At 40.9% G+C, this 18,183-nt stretch carries 20 protein-coding genes; 5 read left to right on the top strand and 15 right to left on the bottom strand.

Translation table 11 applies throughout. The features are described from left to right. Positions 1-139: 139 nt before the first annotated feature. From NSP_RS14240 to NSP_RS14200, 9 genes are all read right to left on the bottom strand, one after another. A complete protein-coding gene (locus NSP_RS14240) occupies positions 140-1,816 on the bottom strand; it encodes a DNA methyltransferase (protein WP_006198692.1) in 1,677 nt (558 codons plus the stop codon). Between the two features lie 159 nt (positions 1,817-1,975). Next, positions 1,976-2,260 carry a type II toxin-antitoxin system RelE/ParE family toxin gene (locus NSP_RS14235; RefSeq protein ID WP_006198691.1) on the bottom strand — a complete coding sequence of 95 codons (285 nt, stop codon included), beginning with the start codon at positions 2,258-2,260 and terminating at the stop codon, positions 1,976-1,978. Continuing rightward, positions 2,257-2,478: a hypothetical protein gene (locus tag NSP_RS14230; RefSeq protein WP_006198690.1), complete on the bottom strand. Its 222-nt coding sequence runs from the start codon at positions 2,476-2,478 to the stop codon at positions 2,257-2,259. Before NSP_RS14230 ends, NSP_RS14235 begins: the two co-directional genes overlap by 4 nt. 66 nt (positions 2,479-2,544) lie before the next feature. Next, complete coding sequence (locus NSP_RS14225; protein ID WP_006198689.1) at positions 2,545-3,954, bottom strand: ferredoxin:protochlorophyllide reductase (ATP-dependent) subunit N; 1,410 nt, start codon at positions 3,952-3,954, stop codon at positions 2,545-2,547. Between the two features lie 142 nt (positions 3,955-4,096). Beyond that, entirely contained in the window at positions 4,097-4,834 is a 738-nt protein-coding gene (locus tag NSP_RS14220; RefSeq protein WP_006198688.1) for a DUF5331 domain-containing protein, read from the bottom strand. A gap of 30 nt (positions 4,835-4,864) precedes the next feature. Continuing rightward, entirely contained in the window at positions 4,865-5,731 is an 867-nt protein-coding gene (gene bchL, locus NSP_RS14215) for a ferredoxin:protochlorophyllide reductase (ATP-dependent) iron-sulfur ATP-binding protein (protein WP_006198686.1), read from the bottom strand. Positions 5,732-6,260: 529 nt separating this feature from the next. Further along, complete coding sequence (locus NSP_RS14210) at positions 6,261-6,512, bottom strand: TIGR02450 family Trp-rich protein (protein WP_042202973.1); 252 nt, start codon at positions 6,510-6,512, stop codon at positions 6,261-6,263. Positions 6,513-6,651: 139 nt separating this feature from the next. Next, positions 6,652-7,038, bottom strand: coding sequence for a hypothetical protein (locus tag NSP_RS14205; protein ID WP_006198684.1), 387 nt, complete (start codon positions 7,036-7,038; stop codon positions 6,652-6,654). Continuing rightward, positions 7,035-8,162, bottom strand: coding sequence for a saccharopine dehydrogenase family protein (locus NSP_RS14200; protein WP_006198683.1), 1,128 nt, complete (start codon positions 8,160-8,162; stop codon positions 7,035-7,037). The genes NSP_RS14205 and NSP_RS14200 overlap by 4 nt, the downstream gene beginning before the upstream one ends. Before the next feature lie 649 nt (positions 8,163-8,811). On the opposite strand from NSP_RS14200, the gene NSP_RS14195 reads away from it, so the two are divergent. From NSP_RS14195 to ubiG, 4 genes are all read left to right on the top strand, one after another. Continuing rightward, entirely contained in the window at positions 8,812-9,102 is a 291-nt protein-coding gene (locus NSP_RS14195; RefSeq protein WP_006198682.1) for a hypothetical protein, read from the top strand. Between the two features lie 486 nt (positions 9,103-9,588). Then, on the top strand, positions 9,589-10,185 hold the full coding sequence (locus tag NSP_RS14190; protein ID WP_017804168.1) for a hypothetical protein: 597 nt from the start codon (positions 9,589-9,591) through the stop codon (positions 10,183-10,185). Then, positions 10,118-10,756: a DUF4142 domain-containing protein gene (locus NSP_RS14185; protein ID WP_231859473.1), complete on the top strand. Its 639-nt coding sequence runs from the start codon at positions 10,118-10,120 to the stop codon at positions 10,754-10,756. Before NSP_RS14190 ends, NSP_RS14185 begins: the two co-directional genes overlap by 68 nt. A 30-nt stretch (positions 10,757-10,786) precedes the next feature. Continuing rightward, positions 10,787-11,545, top strand: coding sequence for a bifunctional 2-polyprenyl-6-hydroxyphenol methylase/3-demethylubiquinol 3-O-methyltransferase UbiG (gene ubiG, locus NSP_RS14180; protein WP_006198896.1), 759 nt, complete (start codon positions 10,787-10,789; stop codon positions 11,543-11,545). 104 nt (positions 11,546-11,649) lie between these two features. Here ubiG and NSP_RS14175 read toward each other — a convergent pair whose 3' ends face one another. From NSP_RS14175 to NSP_RS14160, 4 genes are all read right to left on the bottom strand, one after another. Further along, positions 11,650-12,429, bottom strand: coding sequence for a photosystem II electron transport protein, Sll1252 family (locus tag NSP_RS14175; protein ID WP_006198895.1), 780 nt, complete (start codon positions 12,427-12,429; stop codon positions 11,650-11,652). 18 nt (positions 12,430-12,447) lie between these two features. Beyond that, on the bottom strand, positions 12,448-12,954 hold the full coding sequence (locus tag NSP_RS14170; RefSeq protein WP_006198894.1) for a hypothetical protein: 507 nt from the start codon (positions 12,952-12,954) through the stop codon (positions 12,448-12,450). Positions 12,955-13,144: 190 nt separating this feature from the next. Further along, positions 13,145-13,522 (bottom strand): hypothetical protein, encoded by a 378-nt coding sequence (locus NSP_RS14165; RefSeq protein ID WP_006198893.1) that lies wholly within the window; start codon positions 13,520-13,522, stop codon positions 13,145-13,147. Positions 13,523-13,692: 170 nt separating this feature from the next. After that, positions 13,693-15,144 (bottom strand): MFS transporter, encoded by a 1,452-nt coding sequence (locus NSP_RS14160; protein ID WP_006198892.1) that lies wholly within the window; start codon positions 15,142-15,144, stop codon positions 13,693-13,695. A gap of 61 nt (positions 15,145-15,205) precedes the next feature. On the opposite strand from NSP_RS14160, the gene NSP_RS14155 reads away from it, so the two are divergent. Beyond that, positions 15,206-15,727, top strand: a complete 522-nt coding sequence (locus NSP_RS14155) for a phosphoribosyltransferase (protein WP_006198891.1) — start codon at positions 15,206-15,208, stop codon at positions 15,725-15,727. 112 nt (positions 15,728-15,839) lie between these two features. On the opposite strand, the gene chrA is transcribed toward NSP_RS14155, so the two are convergent. Continuing rightward, on the bottom strand, positions 15,840-17,054 hold the full coding sequence (chrA, locus tag NSP_RS14150; protein WP_017804167.1) for a chromate efflux transporter: 1,215 nt from the start codon (positions 17,052-17,054) through the stop codon (positions 15,840-15,842). A gap of 121 nt (positions 17,055-17,175) precedes the next feature. Then, the gene (locus NSP_RS14145; protein WP_006198888.1) at positions 17,176-18,093 is read right to left on the bottom strand and encodes an AEC family transporter; all 918 of its coding nucleotides are present in this window, start codon (positions 18,091-18,093) and stop codon (positions 17,176-17,178) included. Positions 18,094-18,183: the final 90 nt, after the last annotated feature.

The raw sequence follows: 18,183 nt of genomic DNA, 5'->3' as shown, positions 1-18,183 counted from the left end.
TCTTTTTAACGTAGACGTGCTAGCGCTACCACAGAGGCGCAGAGAACACAGAGAAAGACCAAAGGAATTGATAATAGTGCCAAAGTGAAGCTAAACAGTAACGTATAATTAATTTTTGATTTAACTTCCTCAACCCTACCTACATCTCAAACAATTCGCCCTGTTCTGCTAGATCCTGATTTTCCCTTTGTGCTTTCTTAAAAGTCGATTCACCCTGTTTCAAATCAAAAAATTCTGGTCTTTTTTCGCCATTTAATAATTCTTCAATAGTTAAAATTTGAACTTTTGCGTAATCTCTACCATTTCCGGCTTTATAAAAATCAGATAATGCTGCTTCCTTAATCATTGGTTTCGTGGGAGGAGTGAAAGTAACAAATAATCCAATTTCTGCTTTATTTGTTGCCATTGTTCCTCGTAAATCTCTAATCATAGAGGCGTTAATATTTTTACCTCCTTTAACGCTAACAATAATTTTTTTTACTGCTGTCTTATTTGATTTTTTGATATCAATTACATCTTCAAAAAAAATCAATCCATCTATACCACCATCTGCACCTTTCTTTTTATCTTTGTATGGTTGAGCATTAACCAAAGAACAAGCCCACCATTCAAATTGATAGGGGTCACGTAAAAATAAATCTTCTGCTGCGGCTAAATCTTTAGGTGTACCTTCTACTTCAAATTCAATCCCTGGAACTAATTTTTGAGTTTTATTTTCATCCTCAATAAATTTGCTAGGAAAAGCGTCTCTTAATCGTTTTTCTATGAGTGCAATGGCTAAATGAGTAATATCAATTCCTATCCAATTTCGCCCTAATTTTTCGGCTGCGTGTATTGCTGTACCACATCCACAAAAAGGGTCAAGGACAATATCATCTTTATTACTACTCACTTGAATGATACGTTCAAGCAATGATTGTGGTTTTTGTGTAGGATATCCTAAAGCTTCTTTAGCTTGAGAGTTTACTGGAGGTATATCATCCCAAATATCAGAGATTCCTTTACCGGCGACCTCATCTAAATAACGTTTATAACGTGGTGTTTTGCCTGTTGGTGGTATAGCTATCCGTCCTTCACTCAGCCATTGTTGGGCGCGAGATTCAGGCATTCTCCAACCGTTATCAGGAGGATCGCAATCTAAAAGTTTATAAAAATAACCTCTACTCGTTTTTGTATTTGTTAAATCACCAAATTGAAATCTTCTACCATCGCTATCAATATTACAGTAATATTGCTTGATATATTCATCTGTATAAGGTAATTTCAGAGGATTCCATGTAAATTGATTAGATTTTACATAGTAGAAAATAATATCTGTAACTCTTGCATACTTTTTAGCATCACTATGGCTGCTTGTCCGTTTCCAAGTAATCTGGTTACGATAATTTCTAGCATCGAAAATCAAATCTAAAATCATTTTTAGGTAATGGCTGGCTGTAGTATCGCAATGTAAATATAAACTACCTGTAGATTTGAGAACTCGATGTAACTCTATTAATCTAATTGCCATCATTACCAAATAAGCTGATAAGGAATTTTTCCCCAGAGTCCTCACTAATAAATCTAATAATTGATATAATTCTCCTTTTTTATGTTTAATTTGGTCTAAAAATCTCTCAGATTCAATACTCCATGTCCAAGTATCTTCAAAAGCTGTAATTTGAGCTTCTGAACGTTCACCGGTGGTATTCTTAAATAAAATATTATAATTAGATTTAGAGTTAAATGGCGGATCAAGATAAATTAAATCAATATATTCATCAGGAATGTGATCTCTGAGAACATTTAAGTTATCACCATAGTAAAGACGCTTCATATATTCTATAACCTTTAATTAATTCAAAATAGATTAAATCAGTAAAAATATAACATTAATCCAGCAATGAAAACACCCTGATTTTTCTTTAAAAAAAGACGAACAATTGTTCGCCTAATCATCATCCTGTTATGGTATTAATCGATTCAAAGCCAAACTTTAATAAACCTCATCGTGGCTACCGATATCAACCAACACAATTATCTCCTCTTGTGCATCCTCAGCTTGTTTTAATGTATAGATAATTCGACAGTCATAAGCCACTGAACAAGCCCATAAACCTTCTAACTGACCACTCAATTTATGAGATTTCAAAACAGGGTTAAATATATCAGACGCTAGTAATTCTAATATTTCAAATATTTTCCCCTCTAATTGGGGATTTTTACGAATAACTCGCTTAAAAGCTCTTTTAAAACTGGTATCCCAAACTAAAAGTTTCATTCATCTCCAGTCAAATCAGCCCATAAATCTCCTACAGTACCTTTTTTAGCTGTTCCTGCTTCAACTGCTGCTAAAGTTTGCACCGCATGATTAGCTATTTCTGAGCGTCGTTTTTCAACTCTTCTTTTTTGAATTAGTTCTAATAATAAATCTTGGTCTTCCTGAGAAAGAGCTTCAACGTATCCAATTATTTCTTGAAAAGATATAGTATTGCTCATAGAAAACCTCACTTATACCCAAATAACATAGAGTGGGGTTAGCATCATTCACCCCACTCCATATTACTAAATCTTCGCTTCTTCCTTCACCAACTTATCCCAACCCATATCCTGCAAATTAGTATTCCGACGCAGTGGACGAGTCACTAACTCCAGAATGTCACGGGTATTAGTAAAACCGTGAATTTGAGCAAAAGTGAACTCCACAGACCACTTCGTATTAATACCTCTAGCTTCCAAAGGATTAGCATGAGCCATACCAGTAATTACCAAATCTGGTTTAGATTCATAAATCCGTTGCAATTGATTGTAATTATCCGGCTTTTCCACAATTCTGGGCAAAGGTACACCCATCTCGTGACAAGTCTTCTCTAACAGCGCCAACTCAGCAGCTTGATAGCGCTTATCCATGTAAGGAATACCGATTTCTTGCACTGTCATCCCACAACGTACCAAGAACCGCGCTTGGGAGATTTCCAGCAAGTTATCACCCATGAAGAATACAGACTTACCGCGAATCAGTTTGACGTAATCTTCCACGCTTTCCCAAATTTGAGCTTCGCGTTCATCCAAACCTTTGGGAGTAATACCGAACACAGAGCAGATTTTCTCCACCCAGGCGCGAGTTCCATCAGGGCCAATGGGGAAAGGTGCGCCTATCAGTTTACACTTGCGGCGACGCATTAAAGTAGTCGCAGTCCGACTGAGAAAGGGGTTGACACCAGCGACATAATACCCTTCTTCAATTACTGGCAATTCAGTGAAGCGTTTTGCAGGTAGCCAGCCGGAAACTCTAATTCCTTGTTTCTTCAGTTCCAAGGTTAACTGAGTCACCACAGGGTCAGGAAGAGAACCGAAGAGAACTAGAGGTGGATGATCCACATACTCAGATTCCTCTTGGATAACTTCTTCTTTCTTCTTGCCGAAGTTTAGCAGCTTTTGGATAGCGTTGCGATCGCTCTTTTCCGTTTCAGTTTCCGCCGCAGGAGCCACACTAGGACAACGATGAGCCATTGCCGCCAAAACAGTGTCTTCCCCCTGTGTAAAGGCGTAATCTAGACCATTTGCACGAGCAACAACAATAGGAATACCAATATCTGATTCTAGCTTCGGTGCTAAACCTTCCAAATCAGTTTTAATAATTTCCGTAGTGCAAGTACCAATCCAGACAATAACACTAGGATTGCGATCGCGCTTAATTTGCAAACACAACCGCTTCAACTCCTCATAATCATTCAACTGCGCCGAAATATCACCCTCTTCCAACTCTGCCATTGCATAGCGAGGTTCAGCAAAAATCATTACCCCCATCGCATTTTGCAGGAAATACCCACAAGTCTTAGTACCAATTACGAGAAAGAAGCTATCTTCAATTTTTTGATACAACCACGCCACGCAGCTAATCGGGCAGAAGGTGTGGTAATTCCCAGTTTCGCATTCAAAGTTTAAAGCTTCTGGTTGTTGAGCGATCGTCATTTTAATTTTTCTCCCCTGGATATTTTATAGCAGGTGAATATAGGGCAGGCATGAGGGGGAGATGATGTGTCCCCCTGAATACCGTAGCTTGTGGCACATAGTGCCAGTGAGCAGTCCCTATATTCAACAGGAACGGCAATAATTAAGCGTTGGGGAAGAGACGGGCAATTTCTGACTCATCAAAAACTCCTGATGGCAGTTCTTCCCCTAATAAATCGTTATTTTCTTCACTGTTTTCCGACGCTGTTTCATTACCCCAGACATCTGACAACACGTCTTTAAAGGCGTTCTCGTCTGGTGTATTTAATTCCTCCAGCATTTGGTCATCCAGCGTTTCTTCCGACGCAGTGGGTGCATCAAAAGAAATCTCGCCAAAATCATCTGCGTCCATACTGAGTGTTTCTTTGAACTCATCACCCAGTTCATTTTCACGGGAATCGGACTCTTCGACCACTAGATTTTGCAGATCAGAATCCATCTCAAAGCCATTTGCATAAGACATGGCCAGAGTTTCATCTTCAGTATTTTCATCTACGGTCTCAGCTGACTCGTATTGATTGATCTCTTCTGCATCTTCTGTTTCGGCTGGAGGAATGAAACGGTTACCGAGAGCAATATCTGGGTCAAAATGCAAATCCAGCACTTCAATCAAAGTATCAGCGTCAGCATTCAGCCGGGAAAAGGGCATCATTAACTGTGCCAGTTTTGGTTCCAGCGCGTTGACAACGCCCAGGATGAGGTATGAAGGTGGTCTTTTTCCGCCATCAGGAGTGTAAACCGACTCTGCTTTCATGTGCAGAGTAATCCATTCACGGTTTGCCTGAAAGAATTGCAACCACTTCTGTCTGATTGAATCTGTAAAGCTACTAAAGAAAGCCATATTTTTTCCTCATCCTGAATATTGATGTTGTTATACAATCATCAAGTCTAGTGCCTCTTCTGAATTAGGAACCTGGTGTTTACCCGGATTTAGGTAAAAATCAGACAACAAAGAGAATAATTCCCGGTCTGGAGTATCATTTGGTACTACACCTTCTGGACGCGCCAGAATTTGGTCAGCAATATTCAGGTAGTAATCGCAAACGTAGCTCAGAGAAGGATCATGTTCTGCCATTTCAAACAAAGTTTTACCCTTGACGCGGGAAATACGGATATCTTCAATTAAAGGTAAAACTTCCAGAACTGGCATAGGAACAGTTTCTATATATTTATCTATCAAATCCCGTTTAGCGGTGCGGTTGCCAATTAGACCAGCTAAACGCAGTGGGTGAGTTCTGGCTTTCTCCCGTACTGATGCCGCAATCCGATTGGCTGCAAACAAGGCATCAAAGCCATTGTCAGTCACAATCATGCAGTAATCAGCATAGTTGAGTGGAGCTGCGAAACCACCACAAACAACGTCACCTAGTACATCAAACAGAATCACATCATACTCATCAAAAGCGTTGAGTTCTTTCAGTAATTTTACGGTTTCGCCAACTACGTAGCCCCCACAGCCTGCGCCTGCCGGTGGACCACCTGCTTCTACACAATCTACACCGCCATAGCCTTTATAAATTACATCTTCTGGCCAAACATCTTCGTAGTGGTAGTCTTTTTCTTGGAGAGTGTCAATAATTGTGGGAATCAAAAACCCTGTGAGAGTGAAGGTGCTGTCGTGTTTGGGGTCACAACCAATTTGCAGAACTTTCTTGCCGCGTTTGGCTAGGGCGACGGAGATATTACAGCTAGTTGTGGATTTACCAATACCACCTTTTCCGTAAACTGCTAGTTTCACTGTTGTTTGCCTCTGATAATTGTTTGTCAAACTCGTGGCTCAAGCTTTTGCCTTCACCTAGCCGCGCATAGCGATGTCTGATCTGTGTGATTGTCATTATTGTCCAAATTACACAGAAAGGAAAGGGGGTTGAAAGTTGAAAAACGTCTAAATTCGTTTTCTTAAGGTTTTAAAAAGATTATGTTTAATTTTTTAACCACAAAATACTATTAATTGGCTTAAAAAAGCAATTAATTAAATTTTTAGTTTAATTTTTTTATAAAAAAGTTACAAAAGACAAAATAACTGTATATACTTTTGTATATAGTTTTCATGGATTTAAACTACCTTTAAATAGGCTGATAACCAGCAAAATGGGCTGAGTGGGAAAGTTGAAGACCGAGATTCGTCATTCAGTGCTAAAAATATCACTGTGAATTGCCATAGCAGGCATATTGGCAAAATTCAGTCATTGCCAAGACTCTCTGGGCTATACTTTTTGACTGTTGGTAATTTGTTTGTAATAAATTATTAATTTTACAAAATTGCCTCATATTTCCGATTCTATAGCTTCAATTTCTTGTAGAGATTGCCAGCCAGCTTGCCACTGAGAGTTATCTTGTAACAATTTGGCATTTAACCAAAAGCGGACATTGGGGTCACAAGCCGCAACCATTTCGGCATATACCCACTTACTCTGATTTTTCCGGTTAACGACTTGGAAGTGCCGCCAGCCATCTATTTTTTGGTGTGTTGTCCACTTAGAACCGACTAGGTGAGGAAATTTTTGTTTTTTAGGCATTGAACATAGAGAAGTAGGCATGGAAAAGGGGACATAGGGCATTAATTTCTCCCTATTGCCCAATAAACCTGGAAATCCCGGTAAAATATGATTGTCTCAATTACGAATTACCTAGCTTGCTTCTCGCCTTTGGCGAGTATTACGAATTATTGTCAGGTGTTACCAAATCGCCGTTACGGGTGTACTTATGGCAACAGACTTTACCATCTTCCTCCAGACATAGTGAGAACCATCGGATATGGCTCCAACAACCGTTGAGACTGTTGGTAATTTTGCGTTTTTTTCTGTATAAGCGTTGTCTGATGACTTCATTAGGGCAAAGAATCTCTAATGTGCCTTTACCATCTTCGTCCTCGGTGATCCGAAATAGGCATTGTTGCAACAAAGCACGACTACTGCTGTCGAAATATCGCTTAAAGCGCTGTAACTTCTCCCCTTCGGTCATTTGGCTAACGCGTTTGACTTGAAATGTCTCTTCGTCCTCAAAGTCAAAGTCATCATCATCAAAGTCATTAGGGTTAGTCATAGTTCTACCTGGGGAGTGTCAACCCAATTGTAATTTATTTTAATTCCTCGGTTGTGCATAGCTGGGATAAATAAATCTGTGGATAATGCTGCTTCTACAGGTGAAACACCGGGTTTTGTCAATTTACCCTCTAATAACAGTTGGGCAATGCTACCTGTACCACAGCCAGAGGCTACGGCTGTATTTTCATGTACTAATGTAGAACAGTAAACGGCTGTTTGACCATTTTTTTTACCTGTAACTTCTGAACGCACCGCTACCCCAATTCCACTGAAATTATTGGTGAAATCGGTCATCAAGTGACTGAGGCGCGACAAAAATTCAATCATGTAACGACGCTGCATTAACCACTTCGGAAATATATGGGCGGCCATCCAAGTGAGGTGGTTATAAAAGTCGGGAATAGAGCCAAACTTGGTAACTACAGTTTGAACTGATGGGAAGGCGTGGGGTATTGTAAAGGTTTCTGGCATATCAAACCAGTAAACGCCACTGCGTCCATAGGGAGAGGGAAAATCAACAACTTCTCTTTGACTATAAGGCTGGATTTTTTGCCACTTTCTATCTATCCAAGCTGCAAAAGGATATTGTAATCCTAAAAAGGTTGTCCGCATGACTGTAATTCCCGCACCACCAGAACCAGATACTAAATAACTTAAATGTATTTTTTCTGGTTCGTCAAATTGCTCGACACACTGACGCACCATGCTGTTAGAAATTCCGGGAAAAATGCCAGTATTAATAATTGCGGTTACGCCAGCAGCAACAGCTTGTTCATGGTAATTTAGAGCTTTGCTAGTATAAGAACGATGGTCACTGACATCTAGATAGTTGACACCTTGTTCAATGCAAATTTTGAGAACATTAGCATCTCGGTAGTGAAATGGTCCAGCACAATGGATAACTAAATTGGAGTGAGCGATCGCCTCTCTCAATTTATCAACTTCTGCCAAGTCCAACACCAAAAAATCAACTTTCTTGCCCAAAGACGAGCTGACGCTCCTTTGTGCCTCTGGAGAGCGTCCAGTAATCGTAATTTGTGCCTGCGTGTGGGTGGCGATATCCGCCGCAACATTGCTACCAATCCGCCCTCTTCCACCAAGTATCAAAACGCGATCTGTCATTACTCCAGTATAGGCAACACCAACCTTTATTTGAGCAGGTTTTTGTACTATTTGCCATCGGTTACAGGTATGACTTACCTAAAAATACTGTCACAAGTAGTATTTGAGGTGATTTGCTGATATATTCTTCAGTAGTAAAAATTTTCTATGTACTGAGGCAAAAATGGAAGATAAAAAGGCTTATCAGGACTCATAAGTCGGCACTAATATTTCCAGCTATATTAAGAACTTTTAATGTAGGGTGTGTTGTCGCGCAGCGCAACGCACCGTCAAAACTTCGGCTTTTTGTGTCAACAATTCAAGGTGCGTTAGCCTTCGGCATAACACACCCTACGAACAATTTATATTTCTTCATGTACATTGAATTTTTCTCGCCGACTTAATTAGAACTATTTAGAGAAACCAAATTTAATCATCAAACTTGTTGGTGTTGGTCATCACTTCTGTGTTTAACATTATCTTATGCTTTAGACAGACGTTCTGGGAGTTTAACAGCATTAATCTTGAAAAATAAAGGCAAAATTCAAGTTTAGTATTTCTGACTGAACAAGAGTTAATCGCAGTGGGAAATACGTCAAGATTTTGGACAAATTTCATCAAATTACTTGGCAATTTAAAAGTTTTGCTGTTGTAATCTCAGGATATACCAATGAAAGCAAACAAAAATACAAGTTTCTTCAAAATGCTTGCTAGCCTTGTGGGAGTCGCTGGTGTGAGTGCTTTGATCAATGTCCCAGCATTCGCATTAACTCATTTGAGCGAATCTACAACTGGCACTATACATTCCCAAACAGTACCACCTAGAGATGATACTGCTCCGGGAACACAGCCAGGTGAGCCAGGTAAACCAGGTGAGCCAGACAGACCAGGTGAACCAAGTGAGCCAGACCAACCAGGTCAACCAAGTGAGCCAGGTCAGCCAGGTTCTGAACAAGATTAAAGCATTCAGAGCCACAGTATGTATTTTTTATGAGTATATGCTGTGGCTCGTAAACAAGAATTTTGTTGGCTTGAGGAAATATGGTTAATAAAAATCATAAATATGCAGTAGGAGTATTTTCCAGACATCAAGAAGTAGATTGAACCTCCCCACGTCTAAAGCCAGGGGATTCTTGCCTACCTGAAAAAGGCGACAACGGGACATTCAAGTATCCCTCTACTCACTCAAAGAGCTTTTGCTCTCATTCGCGCATACTTTCTGAGTCCTTCATATTTTAAAGATGAACGCTCCATATCCTGCCATTATTCGCCCTTTAACTATTCCGAATCGAGTCGGATATGTCCGTTGCCGGGATTGCTCCGTACTAGGATACTTCAATGCGCTGAAGGTTATTCCTACTTGTTTTCTCGCTAATCTATTTTAACACTGTGGCTAAAGCCACGCAATCGTTTGACGGAACTTAAAAGTTCTTACCGCCTTCTCCCCATGCCTAAAGTCAGGGGCTTGCGTCTCGTTTTTCGGTCAGCAATTAATGAATTGAAAGCGTTAGGCTTTCCTATGGAGCAAGTTTCAATCATTGCTAAAGATGTAGAACCAGAGGATTTGGGTGAGGCGCAGATGAGCGATGGGCAAAGCCCCACCGTGAGCGATCGCATTGGTGAGCAAAGTGTTAATGCTACCAGGGCAGTAGGTGATACACTTACAGCTACTACCTGGGGTAGTGTGTTAGTTGGTTTGAGTAGTTTAGCAATTCCCGGTTTAGGAATTTTGCTTGCAGCAGGTTCTGTGGGTGTGGCGCTAGTCGCTAGTATGGCGGGTGTTGCTGTGGGAACAGTCGCAAATCAGAATTTAGTCAAAGTGCTGTCTGATTTAGGTATACCCGAAAACCAAGCCAGAGTTTATAGCGATCGCCTCCAGCAGAGTTATTATTTACTCATCCTCAATGGCACAGATGAAGAGATTCATCGTGTCCAACCCATATTACACAATCAAGGGATTAAAAATTGGGGCATTTATGATTCTTCTCAGACTTGGGAACTTGGCGCAAAAATTGACTCATCTGATGGGAATTGTGGGAGTTAGTAGTGCGATGCCAATGGCCGGCGCAGCTATCGCCATTATTGGCTATACCCAGATTAATCCCAGAGCGATCGCCCACACAATACCCAATAGTTCTATCACTCTGGAAACTAAAATTGCCCAAGCTAGGCTGAGTGAAATTGACAGGGTGTATGTGCAAGAAGCAGCGCAAGCCGGAATGGCAGAAGTTGAACTAGCAAAACTCGCACTGGAAACATCAGAGGACGAAAATATCAAAAAATATGCCCAGCAAATGATTCAGGATCATACGCCTTTGAATCAAGAATTAATGCAATTATCTCAACAAAAGGGAATTACTTTACCAACAAATCTTAGCCCCAAGTATCAAGCCTTAGAAGCGCAACTATCAGAACTTTCTGGCGCAAATTTTGACCTAGCATATATCAATGAAGCTGGCATTAACGGACACATGGAAAATTTAATCATCCATACCCGTCAGATTCAGCTAGGTCAAGACCCAGACCTACAAGCCTTTGCTGCCAAAACTATCCCCGTTGTAGAGTCACACTTGCAATTACTTGATCTCTTGTTCATGTCACCAACTCAGCAATAAAAAATAGTTTGAGGATGATGGAACAAATAAATGAAAAAGAATGATTTAGAATACTACGATTTAAACGCAGATAATTGGTGGACAGAAGGTAAAGTTTTAAATTTATCTAACCATCTGAATAAGTATAGAATTGATTTTTTTTCCAGTTATATCCCCACATGGCAAGGAATTAAAGTTTTAGATATTGGTTGTGGGGGTGGATTAGCATCTGAAACTTTAGCCAAACAAGAGGCTTGTGTAACTGGTATTGACTTATCTTTAGAATCAATTAAAGTAGCTCAAGCCCATGCGAGAAAAAACCACTTAAACATTGATTATTATTGGGGATTTGCTGAAAATCTGCCTTTTGCTGCCAAAAAATTTGATGCGGTTTTGTGTTGTGATGTTTTGGAACACGTTACAGATTGGCAGAAAGTTATTTCGGAAGCTCATAGAGTGTTAAAAACAAATGGTTTGTTTTTCTTTGACACAATTAATAGAAGTTTTAAATCCAAATTGATCATGATTTGGCTTTTAGAGGATATTGTCAAGCAAATACCGCCTGGACTTCATGATTGGCATAAGTTTATTAAACCCGAAGAATTAACTTATACAATGGAAAATAATGGTTTAAATAATGTTGTTATTAAAGGATTTGACTTAACAGGAGGGATGAATTGGCAAACATTGACAAACATCCTATTTAAAGGTTTAAATCCTAAAAATAAAGACAACAAACCCGAACCATTTCCCATTAAAATCAATGAAGATAGTTCGGTTTGGTATCTTGGTAAAGCTGTAAAGGGTTAAATCAGTGAAGAGTTATCAAGACCTATAGCGGGCGATTTAGACCCAATTAAGTCTCTTGACTGATAACTGATAACTGATAACTGATAACTGATAACTGTTAAAGTCTACATATATCTTGTTAATTGAACTCGGTAACGTTCTTTTTTAGTAACGGCAATTTCTCCTACTTCTAAACGTCCTTTACTACGGATAGCGATTAAGTCGCCTGATTTCACCTGAGAACTAGCTTGAGTAACGTCTTTCCAATTGACGCGCACATCACCACTTTCGATATAATTAACCATTTTACTGCGGGACATCCCAAAACCTGCCGATGCGATCGCATCTAACCGCAATGAAGCTTCGACTGTAGTTAATTCCTTCTTCTTGGGTTCCCGAACCTTTAACTCATTGATATCAATGCGCTGAGTTTTCACCGGCACAGAACGCACCTGTTGCAGACTCATTTCTAAAAATTCTGCCAATTCCGGGGCGACAATTGCTTGCGCTCCCCGTTCGCCCAGAACAAGAATATCTCCTGTCTTCTCACGGACGATTCCTGTCCCCAGCATTGCGCCCAAAAAGTCACGATGAGAGGCGGTATCAAACAGGAAATTACCAGCAAATTCCAGGGCTACGAGGTCAACTTGAGACGGTTCTAGGGGAAGTTCCGAACGAGCGATCGCCATTCTTTGGCGTTCAGCTTGGGGATAACCGCCCCAGGCGACTAATTGCACATCTGTTAACCGACTAAAAACCCGGTTAATTTCTGCCAATTCTGGCGGAGACAAAAAATCAGTCAAAACAACTTCCCAAGTTTTAATCGCTTGTTCAGCCTGATCAATTACACGAGCGACACTATCTCGATTTTCAACACCCTTTAAAAGTTCTTCTCTAGGTAACATTATCCCAATTTTGAATTTCTATGTGTTAGTTGTATCAGCATAACCCTGGATATTTTCCGGCTCAAATTTACGTAATATGCGGGTTGCTTGCCGACTTATGGCTTCAGAAACCTGAGCCACAACTATGTATTTACCCATATCTAAACGATTGCGGTAGGGTAAAGCATCACCACCGCCCAGGACTAAACCAACACCACCACCAACAAACACACTACCCATAGCGCCACCACCAGCGCCCAGCAGTCCCCCAACGATGTGATTCCCAATTTCCCCAGCCCAAGCAAAGGTATTTAAACCTGTAGCCAGACTGAAAGCACAACCTGCAAAAAAGCCGAATGGTATCAGCCAATATGACATCAGCTTTGCTTGCTTTTTGGCTTGTTCTTTGGGGTCAACCAAACCAAACTCATCAGCAGTTTTATAACCCCTACCCAGGATAGTGCTTTTAATGCCCTCAGCTTCTAAAGCTAAGTAAGCGCCTTCGGCTTGGATACGGTCTGGTAAGACAGCGACAACGTAATTCATTGATTAAATAATAATTGTGTGATAAAAGTTCTTAATTAACAGGGTATCAGTGCTAGTGGAATTAAACTTGTGTCTAATTTCAGAGATTGAGAATTGACAGGGTAGACCAGACAAAGGTAGCTGGTGTGGTACGGGAAATGTGGAATTTTTTCTGGCATCTCCCTATTATCTCATTTTCTGGAAGCAGATATCACTTGAGCAAATCCATTGGCTCACAAAAATCGTTTACCCCTTGCTTGAGAATATATATAAGAACTGGTGTGGCGAGAATCTGAGGGAATGATGGCATTTTTTTGAGCCGTTCCATGATGCTGACCAAAGAGTTATTGAGCAAATCTGCGCGGTATTCTTGTTCACAAATAACCGCACGCCATTTTCTGGCCATAGCATCCAACCATTCGGAATTAGTCATACCTGGTTCTTGTCCGGCGCGAATAGCCAGACTCATGGCTGCATCTTCCAAATCTCCATCACAATCTTCAATCAAATCCAGAGCTTCCATAGCTATAGAGTCATCAGCTAATTGAGAACGAAATAGGGCAATTTCTTGAGATGTAACTTTAGTCATAGAGTTTTTACAATCGAAATATTTGAATACTCAGCTATGGTAGTCCAATTTTGATGCTAGACTTGGCGATTAAAAATCGCGACTATACAAACTAAGTCCGCCTGCGCGGACTCAGATCATCGGCGTTTATCGGGCGTTAACAATTAATTTGGGACAGTTTTGCCATTCGTCTAAACGCTTCTGTTTTCCTGACGTGCTTTGAGTTTCATCATAATTTCTGCGTGCATTTCACGGGTAATGGGGTAAAAATACGTGAGAAATAAACCACAAATTAAGAAAATTGTGGGTAGTGGACCAACGGCGATGCGGATAGCTAGCAGCGCTGAGTCGGGTTGTATAGGTAGGGTAGTTTGTCCTGGTATGGCTGCTTGGAAACCGGCAGATTGTAAGGCGTTTCCTACTAAAAATATTCCTAGAGCTAAACCTAACTTTTGCAGCAAAACCATGAAACCATAAAAAATCCCTTCTCGGCGTTGTCCGGTTTGGACTTCATCTAAGTCAATCACATCTGGAATTAGTGACCAAGGAACTAGATAAGCAGTGGATACGCCAAAACCTGCCATAATAGCCATGAGATACATCAAACCGATTTGGCCAGGCTGTAAGAAAAACAGTCCTCCTGCGGCGATAATCCAGAGACTCATTCCCAGAAAATAAACAATTTTTTTGCCGATTTTCTTGCTCAAAGCACTCCAAACAAATAACATGAGTAAGGCTGTTCCTTGGACTGCAATCATGACTGAGGGAACATCAGAGTCATTAAGTCGCATATAGTTGACGACAAAATAAGGAATAGTGGTGGCTGTTACCTGTACGCCTAACCAAGAAAAAAGATATATACCAATCACAAATAGATAAGGGCGATTGCTAAAGACGATTTTTAGTTGTTCAAAGAAGGGTATGGATGCAGGTTGTTCGCCTTGGGTACGTTTGGCTTCAAAAGCCAAGACGCGATCGCGCACTCCAAAAATACACACATATAAAGCCAAAACCGAAATTATCGCACAAACTGCCGCTAAAAGGAGATATTGCTGTTCGCGATCGCTAATCTTAGAAAAAATAATTTGCGCTAAAATCAACGAGAAAATACTGCCACCAATAGAAAAAGCAAAGCGAAAGCTATTTAAGGTAGTCCGTTCATCATAATTTTGAGTTAGCTCTGGAGTCATGGCCGCATAAGGCAAACTCACAACAGTGTAAAACACCTGAGATAGTAACCCAATAACCACATAATACCAAAACAATGGCCAAATATTACTACTCTGGTCAGCACCAAAACGCGGTACAATCCACTGCAAGAAAAAGATGATGCCAAAAGGAATTGCTCCGTAAAGCATCCAAGGCAAACGACGACCCCAGCGACGAGATTTAGTTCTATCCGACAACACGCCAATAATCGGATCGTTGATAGCATCCCAAACTTTCCCAATCATTAAAACGCTACCAGCTAAACCAGCCGGAATCCCAGCCACATTAGTAAAAAAAACCAGCAGAAAAAATATGGAAATATTGCCAGTAATCGCCGGTCCTAAATCTCCAGCACCATAAGCTAGTTTCGTTTTCAAATCCAGTTTTTGATTTTCTGGATTAATTCGGTAAAACTCATCAACAGAATCGTTCATGCTCATACTAAAATAAAAAGCTGGTAGTTGAATTCAGTATTACTTAAAAAGTACCTGCTTTATGCCAGACCTTTACGTTTCTTGGTCAGATTATCACCAAAAAATTGAACAGCTGGCTGCTCAGATATATGAATCAGGCTGGGAGTTCAACCAGATTGTTTGTCTCGCCAGAGGGGGACTGCGAGTGGGAGATATAATTTCCCGGATATATCAGCAGCCGTTGGCAATTTTAGCAACATCGTCTTACAGTGGTCCCGGTAAACAAGACAGAGGAAATTTAACCTTGTCCCGTCACTTAACAATGACTTCAGAAAAATTAGGTTCGCATATACTCCTAGTTGATGACTTAGTAGATTCTGGAATCACACTTGAGCAAACTATACCTTGGCTCAAGGAAAATAGTAATTCTGCCGTTGCAGAAATTCGCACAGGTGTACTTTGGTACAAAGCCTGTTCTAGCATCAAACCCGATTATTATGTCGATTATTTGCCCGATAACCCCTGGATACATCAACCCTTTGAACACTACGAAAACATGAACCCCGCCGAACTCATAGGAAAAGTAAGTCAACCGTGTGGTTAAATCAGTGAACAGTGAACAGTGAACAGTGAACAAGCCGATATAGGAGGAGATTTCAACCCAATTATGTTTCTTGACTGATAACTGATAACTGATAACTGATAACTGATAACTGTTAAATACTGCCGGCAATTAAGCCTATAATCGCACCAGCAGGGACTAATTGCCATGTGGGGCGTTTGAAGCGGATGAGAGCAACTAAAGCCAGAATGCTGATCATGGCTGCTAAGATGGAGCGCCCCAGAGTATCTTGGATGATAGCAGTTTGTGCTAGGGGAATGGCCGCAGCTGCGATCGCACCCAAAACCGCCGGAGTAACGCCTTTCAAAAAGCTGCGAATCCAGGGGTTTTGACGAATGCGAATTAAAAGCGGTGCAGCCCCCATAATGAATAAAAATGATGGGGTAAAAATGGCGATCGCCGCAGTTAAAGCCCCCATTGCACCAGCCACCTTATAACCGACAAAAGCAGCCGTAATCACCACAGGCCCAGGAGTAAATTCACCAATAGCCACACCGTCAATAAATTCGCTGCGGGTTAACCAATGAAATTGATTGACTACTTCAAACTCCAGTAAGGGGATAATTACTAGCCCACCCCCAAAGATAAAACTACCGACTTTCAAAAAAAATAACGTTAAAGTTAAATAATATTCCTGAATGCGTTCTAGTCCCCAAAAGCTAGAAACTGCCAATGTGTCACTAGATACAGTTGCCAGTGTTTTCGGCAGCACCTGCATCATGGGTAAAAGCGGAAATAGCCAAGCACTGGTACGATTTGATGGAGTGGTTGGTGGTCGATAGAGAATTAACCCGACAATACCAGCTAAGAGGAATTGCAATAGAATATTAACTTGAAATAGCAAAGTAACAAGTAGGACAATTAAAGCGATCGCTACACCTTTCCCATCCGTAATAGCCCGTTTTGCTAACTTCCAGCAAAAGCCAAAGATAATCGCAATCACCACAGGCGTAACCCCCAGAAACAAATCTTCAATCTGCGGTAAACCCTGAAAACGAAAATAAGCCCAAGATAAAGTCAGCACAATCAAAAAAGCGGGCAAAATAAAACAAATACCCGCCACCAAAGCACCCAACTGTCCCGCCCGCACATACCCAGTATAAATTCCCATCTGGGTAGAAGCCGGTCCAGGTAACATCTCGCAAACCGCGACTCCTTCCAAAAATTGTTCCTGGGTAAACCAGCCTCGCCGCACTACCGCTTCATCATTAATCATCGCCATGTGAGCTTGAGGGCCACCAAAACCAATTAAGCCTAACTTGAGAAAAAGTTGAGCCAGTTCTAGCAAGCGAGCAGATAAACCATGCATCAAATAAACCCCCGATAAACTAAATCAGTGAACAGTGAACAGTGAACAGTTATCACGCCGATTGAATCAGGGACTTCGATCCAATAATGCCGTTTAACTGATAACTGATAACTGATAACTGTTAAAATAGCCAAAGCCAAAGGGGGAGAGTAAGTAGTAATCCCATAGAGCCAACTGCTAAAGAAGTAACAGCCAAGTCACGGTCAAGATTAAAGGTTTCGGCAATTACCAATGTAGCAAATGCTGGAGGCATAGCCATTTGTAGCACAATCACCAGTGCTGGTTCTCCAGTTACGCCAAAAAGTGGTAATGTGCTGCCGATAATTAAAGGAACTACCAACATTTTAATTGTTAAGCTGATTCCTGCTTCCGGTAGCCTATGCCAAGAATTAAGCTGAGAAAGTCGCATCCCAATTAAGGCTAAAGTTAAAGCAATCACGCCCCAACCTAATTTTTCTAGGCTAGATTCCCAGACAGTGGGGAGGGTCACTTGGCGAAATAGCAAGCCGAAGCCGAAACTCCACAGGGCAGGATTAATTAAAATAGATTTGGTAATTTGCCAATAATTCCGGACATTACTGCCAAAATGAGATGCCAATACTATCCCGAAGCCATAAGCTCCGAAAAGTGATCCCAACATATCGTAGAATAAAGCCCAGGCAAAGTATTCTTGCCCGACTAATGCTAGGGTGATGGGATAACCCAGATAACCTGTGTTACCCACCATTGCCCCTAGAAGCAAACTACCTTGAGTGGATTTTTGGTGAATGGTGTTTGTGAAATAGGCTTGTCCTTTCATTCCCCACCAAGCCAAAAATGCCCCTAGTAAAATGGCTAAATAGGCGATCGCCGGAGCAATCCAAATCTGTCCCGACAAGTCAGTGTTACGTAAAAAAGCGACAATGCTTATAGGTACTCCTACCCAAAATAGCCCTTGACCCACAAGGGTAGGAACTGTGTGAGGTAGTTTGCGTCCCAGAATAAAGCCTACTAGGACTAATCCCACCAGTTTGACGTATAGTTCTAGGAGGTTAGCCAAGATTGTGCTGAAAAATAATAGATGTCAATACTACCGAAGATTCTCACTGTCCAGTCTACAATCTTTGAAGAATATTGCACAAAAGCAGGA

This window comes from Nodularia spumigena CCY9414 (genome assembly GCF_000340565.2).
In the GTDB taxonomy this organism is placed as follows: Bacteria; Cyanobacteriota; Cyanobacteriia; order Cyanobacteriales; family Nostocaceae; genus Nodularia; species Nodularia spumigena.
The sequence above is the reverse complement of the archived record's forward strand: the minus strand, read 5'-3'. Positions and strand labels throughout refer to the sequence as shown.